Origin of the sequence: Devosia sp. BK (genome assembly GCF_032907385.1) — a bacterium.
Lineage (GTDB): Bacteria > Pseudomonadota > Alphaproteobacteria > Rhizobiales > Devosiaceae > Devosia.
The window spans coordinates 1,727,565-1,750,369 of the sequence record NZ_JAIMBX010000001.1 but is presented as its reverse complement, the minus strand read 5'-3'; the positions used below and the strand labels follow the sequence as shown (position 1 = coordinate 1,750,369).

Sequence of the window (22,805 nt, the reverse complement as noted above, 5' to 3'; positions counted from 1 at the left end):
CTGAACCAATCGAGGAGCGGCCATGACGGTCACCGTAGCCATTGTCGGCCGCCCCAATGTCGGCAAGTCGACCCTTTTCAATCGTCTTGTCGGCCGCAAGATCGCGCTGGTCGATGACACGCCCGGCGTGACCCGCGACCGTCGCGAAGCCGAAGGGCATATCGCTGACCTGACCTTCAAGGTCCTCGATACGGCAGGCTATGAGGACGTCAAGGACGGCTCGCTCGAAGACCGCATGCGCCAGCAGACCGAGCTTGCCATCCGCGACGCCGATGTCATCCTGTTCATGATCGACGCGCGCGCCGGCGTTGTGCCGCTCGACGAGCGCTTTGCCCAGGTTCTGCGCAAGGCCGGCAAAGACGTGCACCTCGTCGGTAATAAGGCCGAAAGCAAATCTGCCGAACATGGCCTGGTCGAAGCTTTCAAGCTCGGCTTCGGCGAACCGATCGCCCTGTCGGCCGAGCATGGCCTGGGGCTCTCCGAACTCTATTCCATCGTTTCGGCCGCCATCGACACCGCTGCAGAAAAGAAGGCCGCTGAGGCTGCGAGTGAGTTCGACGGCGATCTCGACGAACTGCCCGAAGTCGATGTCGATATCACGCCCGATATGCTGGAAGGCGAAGGCGAAGAAGCGACCCTCCGCTGGAATCCGCGCCGCTATCTCAACGTCGCCATTGTCGGCCGCCCCAATGCCGGCAAGTCGACGCTCGTCAATCGGATGGTTGGCGAAGATCGTGTGCTCGTCGGCCCCGAGGCTGGCATCACGCGCGATTCCATTCTTGTGCCTTGGGAGTGGGAAGGCCGCGTCATCAACCTCGTTGATACCGCCGGTATTCGCCGCCGTGCCCGCGTCACCGAAAAGCTCGAAAAGTTGGCGGTGGGCGATAGCCTTCGCTCCATCCAATATGCCGAAGTCGTCGTCCTGCTGCTCGACGCGACCATTCCGTTCGAAAAGCAGGATCTGGCGCTCGCCGATCTCGTCGAGCGCGAAGGCCGTTCCATGGTCATTGCCCTCAACAAGTGGGACCTGATCGAGGACAAGAACGCCAAGCTCGCGGAGCTCCGCGCGGAATGCGAACGTCTGCTGCCGCAGCTTCGCGGTATTCCGCTTGTGACGCTCTCCGGCCTCACCGGGCGCAACATCGATAAGCTGATGCAGGCGGTCTTCGATGTCGAGCGCACCTGGAATGCGCACGTTTCGACCGCCAAGCTCAATCGCTGGCTCATCGCAATGACTGAAAGCCATCCACCTCCGGCCGTCTCGGGTCGCCGGCTCAAGATGCGCTACATGACGCAGGCGAAAACGAGGCCGCCGAGCTTCATCGTCTTCGCGTCGCGCCCCGATGTCGTGCCGATGTCCTACCAGCGCTACCTGATCAACGGTCTGCGCCAGTCCTTCGACATGCCCGGAACCCCGATCCGCCTCTGGCTCCGTGGCGGTAAAAACCCATACGCCAATAAGGACTGAGGCGCCGGTTTACCGCGCCTCTTGCTTTGCGTGGCTCACTCCCACGCACGCTGGGGAGACATTCCTCCCAGCAAATGCGTCCATTGGCCTATTCACATTGCCGGGGCTTGCCCTATAGTGGGCGCGTCGTAGCACCCCGCCATTGGTCGCGGCGTGTCAACATTGCACTTTGTTGCTTACAGAAATCCTCATCGTCGTCGTTCTGATTCTCGTGAACGGCGCCTTGGCCATGTCAGAACTGGCCGTCGTCTCTTCCCGTCCCGCGCGTCTAAAAGTCCTTGCCGATCAAGGGAACAAAGGTGCAGCCACCGCCATCAGGCTTGCCGAAGATCCGGGCAAATTCCTTTCATCCGTGCAGATCGGAATTACCCTCGTTGGTATTTTGTCGGGTGCCTTTTCGGGCGCCACGCTGGGCTCGCGCCTCAGCGTCTGGCTGGCCGAGATCGGCTTGCCGGCCAATATCGCCGATGTGGGCGGCGTCGGTCTCGTCGTTGTCCTGATCACCTATGGTTCGCTGATTCTCGGCGAATTGGTGCCCAAGCAGATCGCCCTGCGTAACCCGGAAAATGTGGCTTCCTACGTGGCCCAGCCTATGGCGATCGTCGCTCTAGTCGGTTCGCCCATCGTCTGGCTGCTCGATGTTTCGGGCAAGCTGGTTCTGCGTCTTCTCGGCCAGAGTGGTCAGAACGAAGAGCAGGTCACCGAGGAAGAAGTCCGAACGATCCTCGCTGAAGCCACCAGTGCGGGCGTCTTTGAAACCGAAGAGCACTCGATGCTCTCGGGCGTCATGCGGCTTGCCGATCGCTCGGCACGCGGCCTGATGACCCCGCGTCTGGACGTCGTTTCGATCGATGTCGAGGACAGCTTTGAGGAAAACCTCAAGATCATCCTCAACACCTCGCATTCCCAGGTGCTGGTTCAGGAAGGCAATGCCGACTCCATCCTCGGCGTTCTGGCGCTTGCCGATCTACTTCCCGCTCTCGCTACTGGTCAGCAGCCGGACCTGCGCAAGCTCGTTAAATCGCTGCCAGTGATTATGGAGCATGCCGACGCTCTCGACGTGGTCGAGGCGATCCGCCAGGCGCCGGTGAAAATGGTTCTGGTTGTCGACGAATACGGCCACTTCGAAGGCATCGTCACCTTTGGCGATGTGCTCGAAGTGATCACCGGCGTCTACAACGAAGAGCCAGGCGACGATCCCGCCATTTTGCAGCGTCAGGATGGCTCGTGGTTGGTCGCTGGCTGGATGCCGGTCGACGACTTCTCGGAGCGGTTCAAGATCACCGTCCCAAAGGATGCGCGCTACGAAACCGTGGCCGGCTATATCCTTGCCTGCCTCAACCATCTTCCCGCGACGGGCGAGACATTCGATCGCGATGGCTGGCATTTTGAGGTCATCGACCTCGATGGTCGCCGCATCGATAAGGTTCTGATCTCAAAATTGGCAGATGTCGAAGCTGCCTAAAAACAAAGGCCCCGGAGCGATCCGGGGCCTTTTTGTTTTACTGGACCTATCGGCCTCAAATGTCCTCGAACATATCCGTCGCGACATTGAACACGCGTCCATTCTCCGTGACGCGATCGCTCAAGAGGTCGATCAGCTTTGGCGCGATGTCTGCAGGCTGCGGCAGCGTTTCGGGATCTTCTCCCGGCATCGCCTTGGCCCGCATCGCTGTGCGCACCGCGCCGGGATAGAAAATGTTGGTCTTGACCTCGGTATTGCTCAACTCGCCGGCATAGGATTTGACCATGGCGTCGAGTGCCGCCTTGCTCGCGGCATAGAGGCCCCAGAAGGGGCGGGCAGACCGCGCCGCGCTCGACGAGACGAATACCGCACGGCCAGCGGTCGCCTGGCGCAACAGCAGATCGAGCGAGCGCAACAGGCGGAAGTTCGAGGTGACGTTCAGCGCCATCACCTTTTCGAATTCGTCGGGCTTCAGATGCGCAACCGGGCTCAGTGTCCCAAGCATGCCAGCATTGCCAATGAGCCCATCGAGATGCCCCCAGCGCTCGAATATTGCCGCGCCGAGGCGGTCGATCGCGTCGCCATCTCGCAGGTCGAATGGCACCAAGGTCGAGGAGCCGCCGACTTCCTGGATGGCATCGTCGAGTTCTTCGAGCCCGCCTACGGTGCGGGCAACGGCGATCACATGCGCGCCGCGCTTCGCAGCTTCGAGCGCTGCCGCGTAGCCGATGCCACGCGAAGCGCCGGTGACCAGCACGACCTTGCCGGTCAGTTCGGTATTTTCAGTCATTAACCCGCTTCCTTGAGCAGTGAGACCTGCTTGGGACTGTTCGATGAATGACCGTGCAGATCGGTCAGGATAGTGGGGTAATCGCCCGTGAAATAATGATCGGTAAATTGCGGCGCCTGCGCATTGCGCTTTTCCCCGCCCACGGCTTCATAGAGGCCGTCGATGGTGAGAAAAGCCAGCGAATCCGCGCCGATGTACCGGCACATGGCGTCGATGTCATGATACTGGTTGGCCAGCAGCTTTTCCGGGTCCGGCGTATCGATCCCGTAATAGTCGGAGTGGAAAATCATCGGGCTCGCGACGCGGATATGCACTTCCGTCGCGCCGGCATCACGGATCATCTGCACGATCTTGATCGAGGTCGTGCCGCGCACGATGGAATCGTCGATCAGCACCACGCGCTTGCCGGCAATCTCGGCACGATTGGCCGAGTGCTTCAGGCGCACGCCAAAGGCGCGGATCTGCTGCGTCGGCTCGATGAAGGTGCGGCCCACATAGTGGTTGCGGATAATCCCGAGCTCGAACGGAATGCCGCTCTGCTGCGCAAAGCCGATTGCCGCCGGCGTGCCGCCATCGGGCACCGGCACCACCACATCGGCCTCGACAGGCGCTTCCTTAGCAAGGTTCATGCCCGCGCGCTTGCGCGCCGTATAGACGCTGCGGCCCGAAACAACCGAGTCAGGACGGGCAAAGTACACATATTCAAAGAGGCAGGGACGCTCGGGTGTATTGCGTGCTGGCTTCCGCTCTTCGATGCTGATCGAACCGTCTGGTTGGATCTCGCAGATGATCACTTCACCATTTTCAACGTCGCGGATATATTTCGCGCCGATGATGTCGAGGGCGCAGGTTTCCGAGCAGAAGATCGGCTTGCCGTCGAGTTCGCCCATCACCAGCGGACGGATACCCACCGGGTCGCGCGCCGCGATCAACTTGGTGCGCGTCAGCGCCACCATGGCATAGCCGCCTTCCATCTGCCGGATGGCGTCGATGAAGCGGTCGGTGGTCGAAGAGTGCCGCGAGCGGGCGATCAGGTGCAACACGACTTCGGTGTCCGAGGTCGATTGGCAGATGGCACCGGTCGCAATGATCTGCTTGCGCAGCGTCAGGCCATTGGTGAAATTGCCGTTATGCGCAATCGCAATGCCGCCGACTTCAAGTTCGGCAAACAGCGGCTGTACATTGCGCAGCGCCACTTCGCCGGTCGTCGAATAGCGCGTATGGCCGATGGACATCGTGCCAGGCAGTTTGGCGAGCACGGCCGGGTCGGTGTAGTGGTCGCCCACCAGACCCATGCGCTTTTCCTGGTAGAACTGGCGCCCGTCGAAGCTGACGATCCCCGCCGCTTCCTGGCCGCGGTGCTGCAGGGCGTGAAGCCCCAGCGCCGTCAGCGTCGAAGCATCGCTATGCCCCAAAATGCCAAACACGCCGCACTCTTCATGCAGCGTGTCGCTTTCAAGATCGAAATCGTCGTCGCTCGGGTGGGTCACCGAACTTCTCCATGAACTTTAGGCTCACTCTCCGCTGGCCTGCGGACAGTGACGGTTTCTGGTTCACGCCAATAGCGCATTTGCCTGCCCACACCAATGACAGATTTGGGGGTTGGGCCTGATGCGGACGAGAACGCCCGCTTCAGATCAAGTCTGGGTTTCGCCGGCAACCGGAGCGTCGGTCGGGTCTACGGTGCCGTCGATGGTAGGATCGACAGGAACGGTTTCCTGCGGCGTGGTCTGAGCCTCGGGATCGGCGGTCAAATCGGCACCGCCACCCTTGATGACGTCATTAACCTGCTGTTCGAGACCTTCAGGCAGCATCGAGATCAGCGTCGTGCCCATATTCTGGAGCTGCGGCAGCGACTGCGAATTGCGCGCCCATTCCGGCAGGTTGGTGCCGAGGAGCCACGTACCGAAGATGGTGATGACGATGGCAATCAGAATGCCGCGCAGCACGCCGAACACGAAGCCCAGCGTCCGGTCGATTGGCCCAATGCGGCTATCGACCACGAAATCGGCGATGCGCATGGTAAGCAGGTGCAGCACGATGAGTGAGACGATGAAGCTCACCACGACGGTCGCAATATTGGCCACGATCTCTTCAGCGATATACTGCTGCGCGATATCGGGATGGTAGAGATACATATAGATGGCAATGGCGGCAGAGCCGGCCCACGTTGCCAGCGAAAGCACTTCGCGCGTCAGGCCTCGGGCGGTCGCCAGGATCGCCGAGATCAAAACCAAGACACCCACACCAACGTCGAACGCTGTCAGCATATGTTTTGCCTGTCTCCAGTTGCCGCCTTGGCCTGTTGCGGGACCATTAGCGGCTTTGTGCTCCCGTGCCAAGGCCAACAGGGGCGCAAGCACGTGATCTTTCAGAGTTTCTTAACATCTGTGCCGATGCGTCAGGTTCAAATCATCGCTCGTCAACACCGCGCGCACTGTCTGACCTAAAAAAGCGGCACGATTGCAGCGACCGTAAGTGCGGCATCCATCGGCCTGGAGACAAAGGCGGTGCTGGCCGCTTGGCGGCGGAATCGAGGATGTAGTGCTGCCAATTCACCCAATCACATAGGTCTTAGCAACTAGTTACCTGGTTGGTTTGCTCGCCGCCCCTTTTCTCGCATTTGTCATGGGCGGAATGCGCAAGGGCAGGGTGGTTTGAAGCGCCCCTCTGTCTGCTGCGCCTGCCGCGACTCGCCTCAAAAAGATCCCCAGTGACCCTGCAGTCCCCTCGTAGGTCACTGGGAATTTTGAGCGCGCCGATATCTGCGGTTCAAATCCGGTCGCGCCGCAAACGCATGTTTTTTAAATGCCGGCGGCAGGAGCCGCCTGCAGCAGCATCAGAAAAAGAGCCTGCACAATGAGATTGACGATAAAGGCAAAGCTGGCCGCGACTTTCACCGCGGTCATGTTGCTTTCCGCCGGCGGCATGTTCTACGCCATCCAGAACCTTGGCACCCTCAACGACAAGATCGACACCATCGTCACCGGGCCGGTCGAGCGTTCGCTCTCCGTGCGCAAGGTCCAGGCCGATCTCGCGACTGCGGCGTCCAACATGCGGCAGATGATCATCTCGAGCGACGATGCCGAGATTGCTGCGATGGCGCGCTCGGTCAGCGAGATGCTGGCGGGTGCAAGCGTCACGGTCGATCAGCTCAAGGGCACATTCTCCGTCGCGGCCAACAACGAAACCATCGAACAGATCTCCAATCTTCTTGGATCGTACCGTTCTGCGATTGCCGACGTTGCTGACGAAGCCAGCAAGAACAGCAATGCTCGGGCCTATCAGATGACAACCGGCGTCATCACCGAAGCCAACCGGAGCCTCGAGGAAAAGCTGAGCGCCCTGTCCGATGCGGCTCGCCGCCGTCTGATGGCGGGAGATCCCTCTGCGACGGACGCCTACATCGGCGTCACGCAGCTTGAGGCCTTGGTATCCAAGGCCTACCGTCAACACCGCAACCTGCTCTTGTCCGACGAGAACCCGACCGAGCAGGACAAATATCAGGCCGACTTTACCGAAACGACCGCAAAGGCCGGCGCCGAAGCCGATCGGCTAACTCGTGTACTATCCTCCGCCGAAGCAAGGGACGCCAACGCCATCGCCTCGGAAATGCAAGCGTTCTTCGCTAGCATGCAGACCGTCAATGACATTTCGCTCCAGCGCGGCACCTATCAAGCGACCGAAATTGCCTCAAAGCAGGCCGCTCCCCTGCGTGCGGAGATCACCAAACTCGTGGACGCCATCGTCGCCGCCAGCGTCGAAAACCTCGCCGAGCAAAATGCCGCGGCAACGACGCTCTACGAGCAAGGCCGCCTGTTGCTGCTCGCCATCCTCGCTGGCTCGTCAATTATTGCCGCTCTTGCCGCGACCCTCATCGTCACATCGATCTCGCGATCTTTGAATACCGTGGTCCAGCTTGCCAATGATGTTGCAGGCGGCGATCTCAATGCGTCTGCCGCTACCAAGGGCGATGATGAACTCAGCGACCTCGTAAAAGTGCTCAACGCCATGACCGGCAAGCTACGCGACGTCGTCTCGGAAGTGACGGCCGCAACCCGCAACGTAGCTTCCGGCAGCCAGGAAATGTCGGCCACGGCCGAGCAGTTGAGCCAGGGCGCGACCGAGCAGGCCTCATCGACCGAGGAAGCCTCGGCATCGATGGAAGAAATGACGGCGACCATCAAGCAGTCCGCCGACAACGCCACCCAGACCGAACGCATCGCCCGCCAGTCCGCCGCCGATGCCCTTCTGTCAGGTCAGGCGGTCAACAACGCGGTTTCCGCCATGCAGACGATCGCTGAGAAGATCATGGTCGTGCAGGAAATCGCCAGACAGACCGACCTTCTCGCGTTGAACGCCGCCGTCGAAGCCGCTCGTGCCGGCGAACATGGTCGCGGCTTTGCCGTAGTCGCCTCCGAAGTGCGCAAGCTCGCCGAACGATCACAATCCGCTGCGGCCGAAATCTCGACGCTCTCTGCAACCACCGTCAAAGCGGCCCGCTCCGCCGGCGACATGCTCGAAAAGCTCGTCCCCGATATCCAGCGCACCGCCGAACTGGTGGAAGAAATCTCTGCTGGCAGCCGCGAACAGAATGCCGGCGCCTCCCAGATCAACACCGCCATTCAGCAGCTCGACAAGGTCACGCAACAGAACACCTCGGCAGCCGAGGAAATGTCTTCAACTGCCGAAGAACTCGCGAGCCAGGCCGAGCAGCTCCAGGCAGCCATCAGCTACTTCCGTGTCGATAGTGACGCCGCCCCAGCGCTACGTGTCGCGGCCGAAACGCCGGTGAAGCGAGATATCCGCTCCGCCGTCATGGCCTCCGCACCGCACTTTTCGAAGCCTGGCAAGTCGAGGCCACTATCGGGCGGTTTTGACCTCGACCTTGATGACGGCAATGACAGTCTCGACGGCGATTTCATGCGCCGCGGTGCTGCCTAGCCTATACGACGGCGCCTCGATCCGGGGCGCCGTCGCCCACATGCAAAGCTAGTCCGTGGTTCGCGTCTGGGGGAGGCGAACCGCCCCGGAGATCTCAAGTGCAGTTCGCTCAACCAACGAGTTTCAGCCCGCAAGCGACCGTCGACCAGCTTTCACACCGGGACTTCACCCGCATAGTCGATCTCATTGGCGCCGAAATCGGCGTGCGGCTGCATTCCACCAAACAATCCATGGTCGAAGCGCGTCTGCGCCGGAGGCTGCGCGATTTGCAAATGACGAGCTTTGCCGAATATAGCGATCTTCTCTTTCGCCGCGCAGGGCTCGAAACGGAACTGCCGCATCTCGTCAACGTCCTGACCACCAACAAGACCGACTTCTTCCGCGAGCCGCAACACTTCGACCTGCTCCGCTCGACGATCGTCAAAGACCTTCTGGCCTCGCGTCGAATGGAGCGGCTACCCACCATCAAGGTCTGGAGCGCGGCCTGTTCGACTGGCGCTGAAGCCTACACGACCGCCATGGTGCTTGCCAACATGGCCGAAAAGACTGGCGCTTTCCGCTATTCGATCCTTGGCACCGATGTCTCGACCGAAGTGCTCCAGCAAGCCCGCATCGGCATCTACCCGACCCAGCAGATCGCGCCTGTCCCGCAAGATATGCAGCTCAAATATCTGCTCTGGTCGCGCCGCGAGTCCCTGCCATCGGAGGTTCGCATCGTCCCCGAACTGCGACGCCGCACCAATTTCAATTATCTCAACCTGATGGACCAGCACTACCCGGTCGACCGGGACGTCGACATCGTCTTCCTGCGCAATGTTCTCATCTATTTCAGCAAGGAGGACCAGGCCAAGGTCATCGACAAGCTCGTGTCCCACTTGCGCCCCGGCGGCTATCTGCTCCTCGGACATTCAGAGCCGATGGCGGGTAAATGCGAAGCCGTGCGCCAGGTCGCGACGGCCACTTTCCAAAAGATCTAGAGGCGCCCGTTCAGCCGCCGCGAGCGCCCGCATTGGTAAGAAGCGCTACGGCCTGCAGTTTCGTCGCAACGCCAAGAATCTTGTAAATCCGCGCCAGATGATAGGACACCGCCGACGTGCTGAGCTCGAGAATAGCTGCGATATCGCTATTCGACTTCCCCGCCGCCGCCCATTTCAGGATCTCGTGCTGCGTCCCGGAGAGATTGAGCGTCGCTGCCGCCGGTCCGGGATCAGCCGCTGCCTCCGCATGGGCCAGACTATCCAGCCGCAACAGGGTTATGGTCGCGAGAATAATGACCTGCCCCACCAAGTCCTCGACCAGCGGATGTCCCGACTCCGCGCCAACCACCAGCTTGTATGGCCGTCCGTTAAAATCCGTCAGCGAGGCAAACGCACCCGTCTTGATGCCATGGGCAAGCAGCACCGAGATGAAGCTATCCTCCCGGTGACCAGCAAGGGTCATATCGTTCCAGGTAAAGCTCATGCCGGCGGGCGGAAGCTGCGCGGCAAACCCGCTATCCACCCTCGTCTTCTCGTGAAATTTCAGGCGCACCGTTTCCGGCCAATTGCTGACGAGAACCTCGTAGCCGACCTCTGCCATGTTCATGGCGATGGAAAGATTGGACCAACTAAAGCCCAGCTCCGCCATCGAAAGCTGGAAATTGGCGAGGAGCGCCGCCTCGTCCGCGCTCTGCCGGATGCGATCGACAAGCGGGATCATCATGAACATTGGTAGGCCTAGCTTTGGGCCCGAAGCTACTCGGGCACATAGAATTTGGGGCCTCCGCTTATGGTCTGGAGTCAGACCGTGCGCAACAATAACCTAGGTTTGTCTGAACTAATAAACAGGGATAATTGGCGGTTCGAAATTCCCAGATTTCCAAAGCGCTATAGATGCCTCCCCGCCACCCAAAGTCGTTCAAAAATCTGTGATCTTGAGTTCTATAGTCAACTCGCTCCGACCTTCGCTGCAAAGTCATACGACTTCTTCGGTGTTTAAGGCGGGCATCTTGCGCAGCTGAGCACTTCACCGAGTACTAGACAGCGCTGTTCTCCGCTCACCAGCCCTCTGGCTCAGCCACCGGCTTCTTCCCGTTCGCCGCAATCCGGCTGACCATTTCCGATAGCTGGGTAAATTCGTTGACCGCAAAATCTCCGGCGCGATCGACGGTGTTCATTCGTCCGGTCATCACCGACTGGAAGCCCAGCTTCTGTGCTTCGCGTAGTCTCAGCCCCGCATGCACCACTGGCCGCACGCCGCCGGCGAGCGAAATTTCCCCAAAATAGACGGCCTCCTTGGGCAAGGGCGATCCAGTCAGCGAGGAAATCAGCGCGGCCGCCACGGCCAGATCCGCGGCCGGCTCATTGATTTTCAGCCCGCCCGCGACATTGAGATAAATATCGTTCGCCCCGATGCGAACACCGCAGCGCGTTTCGAGCACCGCCAACACCATCGAAAGCCGGGAAGAATCCCAACCGACCACGGCGCGTCGCGGCGTGCCAAGCGGGGAGGGGGCAACCAGGGCCTGAATTTCGATGAGGATCGGGCGCGTGCCCTCCATGCCGGCGAACACCGCCGAGCCCGCCGCGTCCTGATCGCGCTGGTCGAGGAACAGCGCCGATGGATTGGCCACCTGCTCGAGCCCGCGCTCGGTCATGGCGAAAACGCCGATCTCGTCCGTCGCGCCATAACGGTTTTTTACGCCGCGCAAAATACGGAACGTGTGGCTCGAATCCCCTTCGAAATAGAGCACGGCATCGACCATATGCTCAACGACACGTGGCCCAGCGATCTGCCCGTCCTTGGTCACGTGACCCACCAAAACGACGGCCGCGCCAGTCTTCTTCGCCAGCCGCGTCAACGCCTGGGCGGAAGTCCGCACCTGCGTTACCGTCCCCGGCGCGCTTTCGACGCGATCGGTCCAGAGCGTCTGGATGGAATCGATGATAACGAGATCCGGTGGCGGTCCGTTTTCGAGCGTCGCCAGAATGATCTCGACATTGGTCTCGGCCGCGAGCAGCACGCTGGCCTCGCCCAATCCCAGCCGCTGCGCGCGCAAACGCACCTGCGCAATCGCCTCTTCGCCCGAAACATAGATGACGCGCTTGCCGCGATTGGCCAAGGCCGCCGCCGATTGCAGCAGCAGCGTCGATTTCCCGATGCCCGGGTCGCCGCCCACCAAGAGGGCCGAGCCTTTGACAAAGCCCCCGCCGGTCACCCGGTCGAGCTCAGCGATGCCGGTAACGACCCGCGCCGCGCCTTCGGTTTCGCCGGCGAGGGGCAGCAGGTTCGTTGGCCGGCCGCCCGATTTCGCTGCCTTCGGCCCCGCGCCAATCCCGCTGTCGATCATCTCCTCGACAATGGTGTTCCACTCGCCGCAGGCATCGCACCGCCCCTGCCAACGGGTCGAGACCGCGCCACAGGCTTGGCAGACGAAATTGGATTTGAGTTTGGCCAAGGCTAGACTTTCTCTCGTAGACGGCACCGCTCCGCGATGCGTCGGACGCTGTTCCAGTTGCGCACGGTATTGGTCCCGCAACGCTTGTCGATGAGCCGCATCAGCCGCGCCGATTGCGCTACATTAGGCCCAAAATCGATGATGAGATGCCGCTGGACCATTTGGATTTTCTCCGGCCCGTCATGGCCTTCGAGCCAGCCGAAATCCGGCTCGTCTGCGGCAAAGAAATAGACCCCAGTTTGGTCCGCCCGCTCCGCCGCAGCCTCGATAGGATTGGCCGCCATCAAGGCATCGAGCAGCTCCGGCCGCCGCACGACCGGCACCACGTTTTCGCTAAGCCCGAACCCGCGCAGTACAGCCGTCATCTTCTCGACAGCTGCCACGTCGGAGCCGTCGAATTCAGCCAGCATATTCCCAGTATTGACCAGCGTTTCCGGCGCAAGAAACCCGGCAGCCTCCGACGCCGCGCGCCATTGGGTCATCGACATGAGCTTATGCGTTACCGGCCCGATGGCTCGCAGAAGAATCGCCAAAGTCCTTGTCTGTCCAGCCATCTCGCCCGCCGCTCGCTGCCGCGACACTAACAAGCGATATCAAGCATGACAAGAACAAATAGAGAACTATATGCTATTCCTGCAGATAACCATTGCCGACATAGTTACGCGAATAGCGCCCCTTGAGGGAGGTCAGCATTTCATAGCCGATCGTGCCGGCAACATCTGCCTGATCGTCTACACTGATGTTGGGCCCGAATATTTCGACGCCCTCGCCGGGCTTGGGAATATCGGGCCCAAGCTCGGTGATATCGACAATGGTTAGGTCCATCGAAATCTTGCCAAGGATCGGGCAGAGTTTGCCGCGTACGAACACCTTGCCGCCCGGCCGCGTATTGTTTGACGAGAGACTGCGCTGAAATCCATCGGCATAGCCATGGCCGATCACTGCCAGCCGGCTATCGCGCGAAAGGGAATAGGCGGCGCCATAGCCGACGGTCTCGCCTGTCCGCGCTTCGCGTACCTGCAGGATCGGCGCATGTAGCGTGACCACATTGGCCATCGGGTTTTTGCGCCCAATGACGGCGCGGCCGCCATAGAGCGCAATCCCGGGTCGGACCATCTGGAAATGATAATCTCGCCCCGTCATCAGCCCTGCCGAATTGGCGAGCGAGGCGGGGATCCCCGGAAACTGGTTGAGCACCGAACTGAACAGCGCCAATTGCGTGCGGTTTTTCTCGTGGTTGGGCACATCGGCACAGGCGAGGTGGCTCATGACCATCTGCGGCGCATAGCCAAGCCGCGAAATGCGTTCACGCACCGCGACCGACTCGTTGAGCCGGAAACCCAGCCGGTTCATGCCGGTGTCGAAGTGGAAAGCGCTCGGATAGCCCTCGTTCCGCTCGACGCATTTGGCGAGCCACTCTTCGAGCATCTCCATAGAGGAGATGACCGGCATCAGGTTCTGCCGGATATAAAAGTTCGCCGCGCCGGGATAGAGGCCATCCAGCACGAAAATATGCGCTTCAGGGAGGGATGTGCGCACCGCAGCGCCTTCGTCCGGCGTCGCGACAAAGAAGAACCGCGCCCCGGCCGCATAAAGCGCCGTCGCGGCCATTTCGATCCCGGTACCATAGGCATCGGCCTTCACCACGGCAGCCGTCAGCGCCCCCTGGCTCACTTTGTCGAGTGCGCGCCAGTTCCGGGCCAGTGCCCCCAGGTCGACAGTCAATTGGCCTCCAAGGCCAGACGTCAGCTTCATACCTATTCCATGCGTTCGGGCAGGTAGTCTGCCCTTGCGAGATTTCCAAAGCGGGTGAACTGGGCTTCAAAGCTCAGCTGCACAGTGCCGGTGGGGCCGTGGCGCTGCTTGGCAATGATGACTTCCGCCTTGCCGTGCACCTGCTCCATTTCCCCTTGCCAGGTGATGTGCTCTGGCGTGCCCTCTTTGGGTTCCTTGTTCTTCAGATAGTACTCTTCGCGGTAAACGAACATCACCACGTCGGCGTCCTGCTCGATAGAACCCGATTCGCGCAAATCTGCTAGCTGAGGATGTTTATCGTCGCGCGCTTCGACCTGACGGGAAAGCTGGGAGAGCGCGATGACGGGCACTTCCAGTTCCTTGGCCAGCGCCTTCAGCGTCGTCGTGATTTCGGTCAGTTCCTGCACGCGGTTCTGGCTCGATGCCTTCGATGAGCCCGAAAGCAGCTGGAGATAGTCGACGATCAGGAGGTCGAGCCCCTTCTGCCGCTTCAGTCGTCGCGCGCGCGCCGCAAGCTGCGCCACCGAAATGCCGCCCGTGTCGTCGATATAGAGCGGCACCTTGCTCATCATATTGGACACATCGACCAGCTTGGAAAATTGGCTGTCGTGGATGCGGCCGCGGCGAATGTCCGACGATGAAATCTCTGCCTGTTCGGCGAGAATACGCGTCGCGAGCTGTTCCGAACTCATTTCGAGGCTGAAGAAGCCGACGACGCCGCCATCGACGGTCTTGTTGTGGCCCTCGGGCGTTACTTCACCGCGCCAGGCCTTCGCGACATTATAGGCGATATTGGTCACGAGCGAGGTCTTGCCCATGGCGGGGCGGCCAGCGATGATGATCAAGTCCGAGCGCTGCAAACCACCCATCTGCCGGTCGAGATCGTGCAGTGCCGTTGCGACGCCCGAAAGTCCGCCATCGCGCTGAAAGGCTTCGCCTGCCATGCGGATAGAGGCGCTGAGCGCGGCGCCAAAAGCCTGGAAGCCGCCATCGTAGCGGCCCTTTTCCGCAAGCTGAAATAGCTCGCCCTCGACCTTTTCGATCTGCTTGGTCGGCGTCATTTCGACTTCCGACTCATAGGCGACCGAAACCATTTCCTCGCCAACGAGGATCAGGTTGCGGCGGATCGCGAGGTCGTAGATCGCTTGGCCATAGTCGCCCGCATTGATGACCGTGGTCGCTTCCGCCGCCAGACGCGCCAGATATTGCGACATCGTCATTTCGGGCAGAAGTTGATCGGGCAGGTGGGTCTTGATCGTCGTCGGATCAGCCGACTTGCCGGCGCGGATTACCTTGCTGGTGATGTCATAGATATCGCGGTGAACCGGCTCGTAAAAATGCTCCGGCTCGAGAAAATCCGAGACGCGATAAAAGGCTTCGTTGTTGATGAGGATAGCGCCCAACAGCGCCTGCTCGGCCTCCACATTGTGGGGCGCTAAGCGAAACGACTTGTCTTCGGCCGGGTGCAGCCGCGCGATCTCAGCCATTGGTGTCCTCGGGTGTGTTAACCTTTCTAACCACGCGAGCGCAGCTAGAGTCCCACATCACCTACGAGGCTAAGGCTTAATAAACTCCGCAGGCTGTGAAGACTGTGAACAACGGGGATTGTAGATCTCCGGTGTTGCACACGATCATGGCTGAGTCGGGGCAGGCGCGTCTTCCGCTTCCGGGGCTGTCTCATGCTTCTTCACCTTGCCGGTGGTGAGGCCCCATGGCTTCAGCGCGGCATCGGATCCGGCCCAGTGGATACGGTCGATCCGCCAATCGCCATTATAAAGCAGCTCCGCATCCATAAGGATCGTCGCCGGCTGCCCGCCTTCGACGGTGATCAGCGCCGTCCTTTCACCCGTAGGCGCAACCAGTGCCGGCTCGGCATTTGCAAGGCTAAATGGCATCTCGCCATTGGCATCGGCGTGAAACACGAGATTGTCGAAGATCAACGCGGTGTCGTCGCCGACCTCGGCCAGCTCATCGTCCGAAAGCGTCGCATCGGACAGCAGTGAGCCCTCGACCAAGCCGGTCTCGCCGACGGTGAAATAGCGGCCGGCCGTATAGGCATAATAGCTATCGACAAAGGTGCGCTTGGCTTCGGGCGACAGCATGTAATAAGCGGTCACGAAGTCCTTGGCGTTGAACGCGTCGATAAAGGCCTTGGCCGTGCTCTGCGGCGTGTCCATCGGCAAGCGGTCGACGAAGGTCCGGCCCTCTTGCGCCATGGCCGGCACGCACAAGATGAGCGCTGTCAGCGCGGCTGCAGCAAATCGCATGGTTCTGTCCCCCAGAAGTCATGGCATTATAGGGCCAAGTGCTTGCGCGCCAAAGCTAAAACGCGCGCAACCGGCGATACCACCAATTTTGGTGGCCGCCGCTTAGATCGGCACACCCCATGGTCGCAGCTTGTCCAGCGATCCCACCCACGAAAGGCGATCCACACGCCATTGATCGTTGGGCAATTGCACCAGATGAAGCGTGATGCTGTCCGGATTGCCTGATGTCTTCACCGTTGCGATCGTCTCGGCAACCATGCCCGTGTCAGGCTCACTTGGCTCGGTGACGTGACCAACGCCTTCGATTTCAGCACCATCGAAACTGAATGGCATGACGCCCTGCCGCTCCGCTGCGGTCAACAATCGGTGCATAACCACTGCCGGATCGCGCATCGTGTCGAATGCCAAGGCGTCCGCCCGCTGGACTTGGCGAAATAGCCCCGTTCCCGGCAAATCGGCCTCGTCGAGCCCGGGCAGGAACTGCATCATCATGATGGGTCGCATCGGATCGAGCAATGCGCGCTTCGCGGCGGGGCTCATGAGCAAATGCGCCTGGTAGTAATCGCCTGCAGCGAAAGCATTGACGAACGCTTCCGCCACGTCTTCAGGCGTTTCGGTCGGCAGGGTGTCGAGGATGGTCCGTGGACCCTCGGCCCGGGTCGCGCCTTCGACGGGGGCACTCTCGCCGGCGTCCCATGGCTTGCCTTCTGCCGAACCCTCCCAGGTGATCTCGTCCACCCGCCAATCGCCCCATTGGGTCTTTTGAAGCGACAGTTTGAGCGGGCTCGGCCCCTTGCTCACGGCGACTTCGGCCATTCCGTCGGCGTCGCCTTCGGTAATCGACATCACCTCGGCATCTTCAAAGGTGAATGGCGCATGGCCCGAGACCAGTGCCCCTTGCATGAGATCGTCGAATATCTGCGCGCCTTCGGTCAGGTCCTCCTGCAGCACCGCCGGCAGTGTACGGTCGCCGATCACCGAGCCTTCCATTTTGAACGGGTCTGTTCCCGGCAAGAGTTTGCCGAACTGCAGCGACGCCAGCGTCTGATAGGTGCTGTCCTTGGCTTCGGGCGAAAGGTAATAATAGGCCGAGAAGAAATCCTGCGCTTCCATCGCATCGACAAAGCTCTCGACCGCTTCGGTCGCCGTTGCCTGGTTGAGACTATCGATGAAGCTGACGGTTTTGGTTTTCTGCGCGAGGGCAGGGGACGCGGCCACGAGAAGGGCGGTCAAAGTCAGGCAGGCGGTCAAGCGCATCTGGTCTTTCTCCGATCTGGTCGGATTTGACTAGAGCCGTGGCCTGTGACCGAAACGTGACGCATCAGGCCTTTACTACGCCAAAGCAAAAGGCCGGGCGTGAGCCCGGCCTTTCGAAAAGTGCAGCGTTGAAAAAACTACTCTTCGAAACGGTCGTCCGAAGCAGCGTCCTTCTGGCCAGCGGCGAAGTCGCTGTTTTCGTCGTCTTCGAAGGTGTGGACGGTAACGTCTTCACCCGAGGACTGGCGCTCGGCTTCGTCAGCCGAACGAGCAACGTTCACAGTGATCGTCACAGCAACTTCAGCGTGGAGGTTGAGCGGCACGGTGTGCACGCCGACCGACTTGATCGGGTCGGCAAGGTCGACCTGGTTGCGCTGGACGATGAAACCATCGTTGGCCAGGGCTTCCACGACGTCGCGAGCAGCAACCGAACCATAGAGCTGGCCGGTTTCGCCAGCCTGACGGATGATCACCACGGTGCGGCCATTGAGGCCTTCGGCGATACCGGCAGCAGCGTTGCGGCGCTCTTCGTTGCGCTGTTCGATGTGCGCGCGGTCGTTTTCGAAACGCTTGCGGTTGGCTTCGGTGGCGCGCAGAGCCTTGCCCTGGGGCAGGAGGAAGTTACGGGCAAAGCCGTCCTTCACAGTGACTTCGTCGCCGATGGTGCCGGTGCGACCGATACGCTCGAGGAGAATGACTTTCATTCTTTTATTCCTTTGGCTGTCCCGTCTTGAAGACGGTTAGGAGTTGCAGACCATCCGCAACCCCAGCGGGTATTTTGGTTTGGCACTGGTATGCCAAAAGGAAGCCGTTGGGCGGGATGAGATAGTGGTGATCCGCGAGAACCGGAGCGGAGCGTACCTAAGTACGTGAGCACCGGAAGCGCAGCGGACCGCCGCTAGATCGCCTGCCCAGCGAGCTTACTTGACGGCATACGGCATGATGCCGATGAAGCGGGCACGCTTGATCGCGCGAGCCAGTTCACGCTGCTTCTTGGCAGAAACGGCGGTGATGCGGCTTGGGACGATCTTGCCGCGCTCGGAAACGTAGCGCGAGAGCAGGCGGACGTCCTTGTAGTCGATCTTTGGCGCGCCTTCACCCGAGAACGGGCAGGTCTTGCGGCGGCGCTGGAACGGACGACGGGCCTGGGAAGTGGTGAGGTCTTTAATAGCCATGGCTATGCGTTCCTTATCTTAGAAGCGGCGCGGACGACGGTCGCCCGACGGGCCACCACGATCGCCACGGCCACCACCATCACGATCGTCGCGATCGCGCTTCTGCATCATCGCGGACGGGCCTTCTTCTAGCTCGTCGACGCGCACGGTCATGAAGCGGAGAACGTCTTCATTGATGCGCATCTGGCGTTCCATTTCGGCAACGGCAGGAGCCGAAGCGTCGATGTTGAGCAGCGTGTAGTGAGCCTTGCGGTTCTTGCGGATGCGGTAGGAGAGACCCTTGAGGCCCCAATATTCGTTCTTGGTAACCTTGCCGCCACCCTGGGACAGGATCTCGGTCAGCGCAGCGGTCAGTTCTTCAACCTGCTGCTGGGAAACGTCCTGGCGCGCCAGGAAGATGTGTTCGTAAAGGGCCATGAAGTGCGCCTTCCTTTCAGTTGTCATACAGTCCGTTGGCGCGGAGCCCCTTCGAAGCCGGGAAAGGCGTCAAAGCAGTCTTGCAAAGAGCGGGAACACGGGAGGCCGGACGTCTTACGGTCCTATTTTCCCGACGCAAAGCCTAGATAGCCTTGCAAAGGAAAAACCCTCCGTTCAGCCCCCGGCCAAACGAATTGCTGGGTGCCCTATAAAAGCAACGCGCCCTCAATGCAAGCAAATTGCCCCTTCGCGCCTCAGGCGGCGTTTTCGTCCGACCCATCATTGCGATAGGCGACGACCCGATTGCGCCCGGCGCTCTTGGCCTCATAAAGCGCTTCGTCGGCAAGGCTCAACATGCGTGAGAAATTGGCCGGCGTCTTGAATTCGACGAGCCCGATACTGACGCTGGTGCTGAAGTCCGACCCGTCATGTCTGAACGGTTCGGCGGCAATCGAAGCGCGCATGCGCTCGGCAACCCGGTTGCCTTCCTCAAGGCCGGCACCCGGCAAGAGAATCGCAAATTCCTCGCCACCAAGCCGCCCGAGAATGTCCCCTCGGCGGATATTGGCCGTCAAAAGCTCCGATACGGTCAGCACCACCTGGTCGCCGGTGTCCTGTCCGCGGCCATGGCTGATGGATCGGAACCGGTCGATCTCGATGGCAATGGCAATGCTGTTGGTTTCTGGCTTGAGTTGACCCAGGGAATAGTCGGCACTCTCGTAAAACTGTTTTCGCGTCAGCAGTCCGGTCAGTGCGTCATGGTCGGCGCGTTGCTTGTCTTCCTGCGCTGACCGTCGCCAGAAGGCGTTGAGCGCCACGACGGCGAGGGCGCTGAGGGTAATGGATGCAACGCCGAGCCGGAAGGATGCCAGGTCGAGCTGCGTCTCGACATGGAGATGCTCGGCATAGAGCGACACAATGCCGGTCTGAACGGACACGAGGGTCCAAACGGCGCCGATAGCCGCGAGGATAAAGCCAACCAACGACCGGACGCGCGTCACGCACCAGATCAGGCCCGGCAGATAAAACGCCGGCGCTCCCGGTCCGCCGATGACGGCCATGCCGGCAAAAGCGGCAACCAGGCAGACCAGCGAAACGCTATGGAGCACAAACCTGCGGCGACCAGGTCCTGCTTTTTGCTTGAGCGGTCCGCGGATCATCCGCTGCGCCGCCACCAGCGGCAGGAAGATCGTCAGGTTCAGGAATTCCGTAACACTGCGCAGGAAAAAGCCTTCGAGCAGGGCAATGTCAAAGCCCGAAGGCGCGATCAGATCGCCCACGAGCCCGTGGGTCAGGGAGACGGCCAACAAGATCCCGAACATGGTCACGAGCCCGGCCGGGTCCGTAATCGGCGTCAACCGCGCGGAATAGCGATGAATGAGCAGTAGCCCCACGAAAATGCCGCTCGCATTTTCGATCATGAACAGCACGGCCTGCCCAAGGGGGCGCCCCATCAGCATGGCGGCCAGCACATAAGCCAGCGCCGAGAGGATCCAGGTCACCGGCGTATTGGCGCGGCGATTGGCGGCCAATATACCCAGCAATATCGCGTTCGCCGGCCAAATTCCGATATCGGGCGCCACGGCCTGAAGTTGCAGCCCTGCGACGCACCATAAAAGCGTGCTGCCCGCGACCATCAAACCGAGAATGATCTGCTTGGGGGATAGGCGCTTGGTCGATCCCACTGCGGTAGAACTGTCCACGGCGCCTCCAGATTCTCGCATTCCACCAAAGCTGCGCGGAATTCCTAGCAGCCATAAATTTGAAAAAAGGCGACAGAACGAATACGTGCAGATCCTGATCCGCTAAATGGCACAGAGATCACGCTTGGTCGCAATTCTCCCGCAAAAGTCCTTAAGAGAGATTGCTTGACTCAGCTAAATACACTCGGCAAACGCCACGCACTGTTCCGCAACCCCGGAGACAAAGACATGTCCAGCATCGCTTTCACCTTCCCCGGCCAGGGCAGCCAGGCTGTCGGTATGGGCAAGGAATTGGCCGAGACCTTTCCCGAAGCCCGCGCCGTCTTTGACGAGGTGGACGCCGCTCTGGGTGAAAAGCTGTCTCAGACCATGTTCGAAGGTCCCGAGGATGTTTTGCGTCTGACCGAAAACGCTCAGCCCGCACTGATGGCGTCGAGCATTGCTGTCCTCCGCGTCCTCGAAGCGCGCGGCCTCAGCTTGGCCAAGACCGCAAAATTCGTCGCTGGCCATTCGCTCGGCGAATATTCTGCCCTCTGTGCCGCCGGCACATTCTCGCTCTCCGATACAGCCCGACTGCTGCGCACACGCGGCCAGGCCATGCAGAAGGCCGTTCCCGTCGGTCACGGCGCCATGGCTGCGCTTCTCGGGCTTGATCTCGACACCGCCCGCGCCGTTGCCGAAGAAGCCGCGCAGGGCGAAGTCTGCCAGGTCGCCAATGACAATGCGCCCGGCCAGGTCGTCGTCTCCGGCGCCGTCTCCGCCGTCGAGCGCGCCTTGGAGATTGCCAAGGGCAAAGGCGCCAAGCGCGCTCTGCTGCTGCCCGTCAGCGCTCCCTTCCATTGCTCGCTCATGCAGCCGGCGGCAGATGCCATGGCCGCTGCGCTCGCCGAAGTCGAGATGAAGGCGCCGGTGGTGCCGCTCGTTGCCAATGTGCTCGCAGCGCCCATTTCCGACCCCGCCGAAATCCGTCAACGCCTCGTTGAGCAGGTCACCGGCGTCGTCCGCTGGACCGAAACCGTCACCTGGCTTGCTGGCGAGGGTGGTGTCACCCAGCTTGTCGAACTCGGCACCGGCAAGGTTCTCTCTGGCCTTGCCAAGCGCATCGCGCCCGATGTTGCGACCCAGTCGATCTCCGGGGCCGCCGATATCGACGCCTTCCTGACTGCCGTCACCGTTTGAACCCGAGACCGCTGGACCTGAGGAATAAAAATGTTCGATTTGACCGGTAAGCGCGCTCTTGTCACTGGCGCCAGTGGCGGCATTGGCCGCGAGATCGCCAAGGCGCTGGCAGCAGCAGGCGCCACTGTGGCCCTCTCGGGCACCCGTGTGGGCGCCCTTGAAGATACTGCCAAGGAAATCGGCAAGGAATGCCCGATACTGCCCTGCAATCTCTCCAAGCTCGACGACGTCGATAAGCTCGTCCCCGCCGCGGAAGCGGCCATGGGTGGCCTCGATATCCTCGTCAACAATGCCGGCATGACGCGCGACAATCTCTTCATGCGCATGAAGGATGAAGAGTGGGACGAGGTGATCGCAGTCAATCTCACCGCCGCCTTCCACCTCAATCGCGCGGTCCTACGCGGAATGATGAAGCAGCGCTGGGGCCGCATCATCGGCGTTTCCTCCGTCGTCGGCGTCATGGGCAATCCGGGGCAGGGGAACTACGCTGCCTCAAAAGCTGGCCTCATCGGCATGAACAAGGCGCTCGCCCACGAAGTCGCAAGCCGCAATATCACGGTCAATTCCATCGCTCCCGGCTTCATCTCATCGGCCATGACCGATGAGCTCAACGACAAGCAGCGCGAGACGATTTTGTCGACCATTCCGGCCAATCGCCTGGGCAGCGCTCAGGAAGTTGCCGCCTGCGCCGTATTTCTTGCTAGCGACGCTGCCGGCTACATCACGGGTCACACGCTGAACGTCAACGGCGGCATGGCGATGATCTAAATCCTGGTTTCAAGGGGCCAAAACCCTTGGAAACCAAGGTTCACGCGGCTGGCAAAGCGAAATGAAACGTGTTACTCGCCGCCGCGTTAACTCTTGCCGGTTCCCTTGCGAGCGCCTGAAAGGCCGCTTACACTGAGCCCCGGCAAGTCAAAACCGAGCTTGCTGAATTGGCCTAGCGCCA

General features: G+C 60.7%; 20 protein-coding genes. 6 read left to right on the top strand and 14 right to left on the bottom strand.

What is annotated here, in order from left to right; all coding sequences use genetic code 11:
- The first annotated feature begins 22 nt into the window (after positions 1-22).
- Entirely contained in the window at positions 23-1,468 is a 1,446-nt protein-coding gene (der, locus tag DevBK_RS08575; RefSeq protein ID WP_061907172.1) for a ribosome biogenesis GTPase Der, read from the top strand.
- 172 nt (positions 1,469-1,640) lie between these two features.
- A complete protein-coding gene (locus tag DevBK_RS08570) occupies positions 1,641-2,933 on the top strand; it encodes a hemolysin family protein (protein WP_082461226.1) in 1,293 nt (430 codons plus the stop codon).
- A 55-nt stretch (positions 2,934-2,988) separates the two neighbouring features.
- Here DevBK_RS08570 and DevBK_RS08565 read toward each other — a convergent pair whose 3' ends face one another.
- From DevBK_RS08565 to DevBK_RS08555, 3 genes are all read right to left on the bottom strand, one after another.
- A complete protein-coding gene (locus DevBK_RS08565; RefSeq protein ID WP_317185124.1) occupies positions 2,989-3,723 on the bottom strand; it encodes an SDR family NAD(P)-dependent oxidoreductase in 735 nt (244 codons plus the stop codon).
- Entirely contained in the window at positions 3,723-5,213 is a 1,491-nt protein-coding gene (gene purF, locus DevBK_RS08560; RefSeq protein ID WP_317185123.1) for an amidophosphoribosyltransferase, read from the bottom strand. Before purF ends, DevBK_RS08565 begins: the two co-directional genes overlap by 1 nt.
- 147 nt (positions 5,214-5,360) lie before the next feature.
- The gene (locus DevBK_RS08555) at positions 5,361-5,993 is read right to left on the bottom strand and encodes a CvpA family protein (protein ID WP_061907169.1); all 633 of its coding nucleotides are present in this window, start codon (positions 5,991-5,993) and stop codon (positions 5,361-5,363) included.
- A gap of 637 nt (positions 5,994-6,630) precedes the next feature.
- Between DevBK_RS08555 and DevBK_RS08550 the strand changes: the two genes are divergently transcribed.
- Positions 6,631-8,667, top strand: coding sequence for a methyl-accepting chemotaxis protein (locus DevBK_RS08550; RefSeq protein WP_317185122.1), 2,037 nt, complete (start codon positions 6,631-6,633; stop codon positions 8,665-8,667).
- Between the two features lie 98 nt (positions 8,668-8,765).
- On the top strand, positions 8,766-9,644 hold the full coding sequence (locus DevBK_RS08545) for a CheR family methyltransferase (RefSeq protein WP_317185121.1): 879 nt from the start codon (positions 8,766-8,768) through the stop codon (positions 9,642-9,644).
- A 10-nt stretch (positions 9,645-9,654) separates the two neighbouring features.
- Here the strand turns inward: DevBK_RS08545 and DevBK_RS08540 are convergent, their stop codons facing one another.
- The 11 genes from DevBK_RS08540 to DevBK_RS08490 form a co-directional block, all read right to left on the bottom strand.
- Complete coding sequence (locus DevBK_RS08540; RefSeq protein WP_317185120.1) at positions 9,655-10,374, bottom strand: helix-turn-helix transcriptional regulator; 720 nt, start codon at positions 10,372-10,374, stop codon at positions 9,655-9,657.
- Positions 10,375-10,702: 328 nt separating this feature from the next.
- Positions 10,703-12,103 (bottom strand): DNA repair protein RadA, encoded by a 1,401-nt coding sequence (radA, locus tag DevBK_RS08535; RefSeq protein WP_317185119.1) that lies wholly within the window; start codon positions 12,101-12,103, stop codon positions 10,703-10,705.
- 2 nt (positions 12,104-12,105) lie between these two features.
- A complete protein-coding gene (locus DevBK_RS08530; protein WP_317185118.1) occupies positions 12,106-12,636 on the bottom strand; it encodes a DUF1697 domain-containing protein in 531 nt (176 codons plus the stop codon).
- A 94-nt stretch (positions 12,637-12,730) separates the two neighbouring features.
- A complete protein-coding gene (gene alr / locus DevBK_RS08525; RefSeq protein ID WP_062630980.1) occupies positions 12,731-13,858 on the bottom strand; it encodes an alanine racemase in 1,128 nt (375 codons plus the stop codon).
- Positions 13,859-13,860: 2 nt separating this feature from the next.
- Entirely contained in the window at positions 13,861-15,345 is a 1,485-nt protein-coding gene (locus DevBK_RS08520; protein ID WP_061907161.1) for a replicative DNA helicase, read from the bottom strand.
- Between the two features lie 144 nt (positions 15,346-15,489).
- The gene (locus tag DevBK_RS08515) at positions 15,490-16,125 is read right to left on the bottom strand and encodes a hypothetical protein (protein ID WP_317185117.1); all 636 of its coding nucleotides are present in this window, start codon (positions 16,123-16,125) and stop codon (positions 15,490-15,492) included.
- 102 nt (positions 16,126-16,227) lie between these two features.
- Positions 16,228-17,382 (bottom strand): hypothetical protein, encoded by a 1,155-nt coding sequence (locus DevBK_RS08510; protein WP_317185116.1) that lies wholly within the window; start codon positions 17,380-17,382, stop codon positions 16,228-16,230.
- A 137-nt stretch (positions 17,383-17,519) separates the two neighbouring features.
- Positions 17,520-18,086 carry a 50S ribosomal protein L9 gene (rplI, locus tag DevBK_RS08505; RefSeq protein WP_061907158.1) on the bottom strand — a complete coding sequence of 189 codons (567 nt, stop codon included), beginning with the start codon at positions 18,084-18,086 and terminating at the stop codon, positions 17,520-17,522.
- Positions 18,087-18,302: 216 nt separating this feature from the next.
- Positions 18,303-18,557 (bottom strand): 30S ribosomal protein S18, encoded by a 255-nt coding sequence (gene rpsR, locus DevBK_RS08500; RefSeq protein ID WP_035083777.1) that lies wholly within the window; start codon positions 18,555-18,557, stop codon positions 18,303-18,305.
- Between the two features lie 18 nt (positions 18,558-18,575).
- A complete protein-coding gene (gene rpsF / locus DevBK_RS08495; protein WP_061907157.1) occupies positions 18,576-18,974 on the bottom strand; it encodes a 30S ribosomal protein S6 in 399 nt (132 codons plus the stop codon).
- 254 nt (positions 18,975-19,228) lie between these two features.
- Positions 19,229-20,677, bottom strand: a complete 1,449-nt coding sequence (locus DevBK_RS08490) for a GGDEF domain-containing protein (RefSeq protein WP_317185115.1) — start codon at positions 20,675-20,677, stop codon at positions 19,229-19,231.
- Between the two features lie 228 nt (positions 20,678-20,905).
- On the opposite strand from DevBK_RS08490, the gene fabD reads away from it, so the two are divergent.
- Positions 20,906-21,856: an ACP S-malonyltransferase gene (gene fabD, locus DevBK_RS08485; protein WP_317185114.1), complete on the top strand. Its 951-nt coding sequence runs from the start codon at positions 20,906-20,908 to the stop codon at positions 21,854-21,856.
- A 30-nt stretch (positions 21,857-21,886) separates the two neighbouring features.
- Entirely contained in the window at positions 21,887-22,624 is a 738-nt protein-coding gene (gene fabG, locus DevBK_RS08480) for a 3-oxoacyl-[acyl-carrier-protein] reductase (RefSeq protein WP_061907154.1), read from the top strand.
- Positions 22,625-22,805 lie beyond the last annotated feature (181 nt).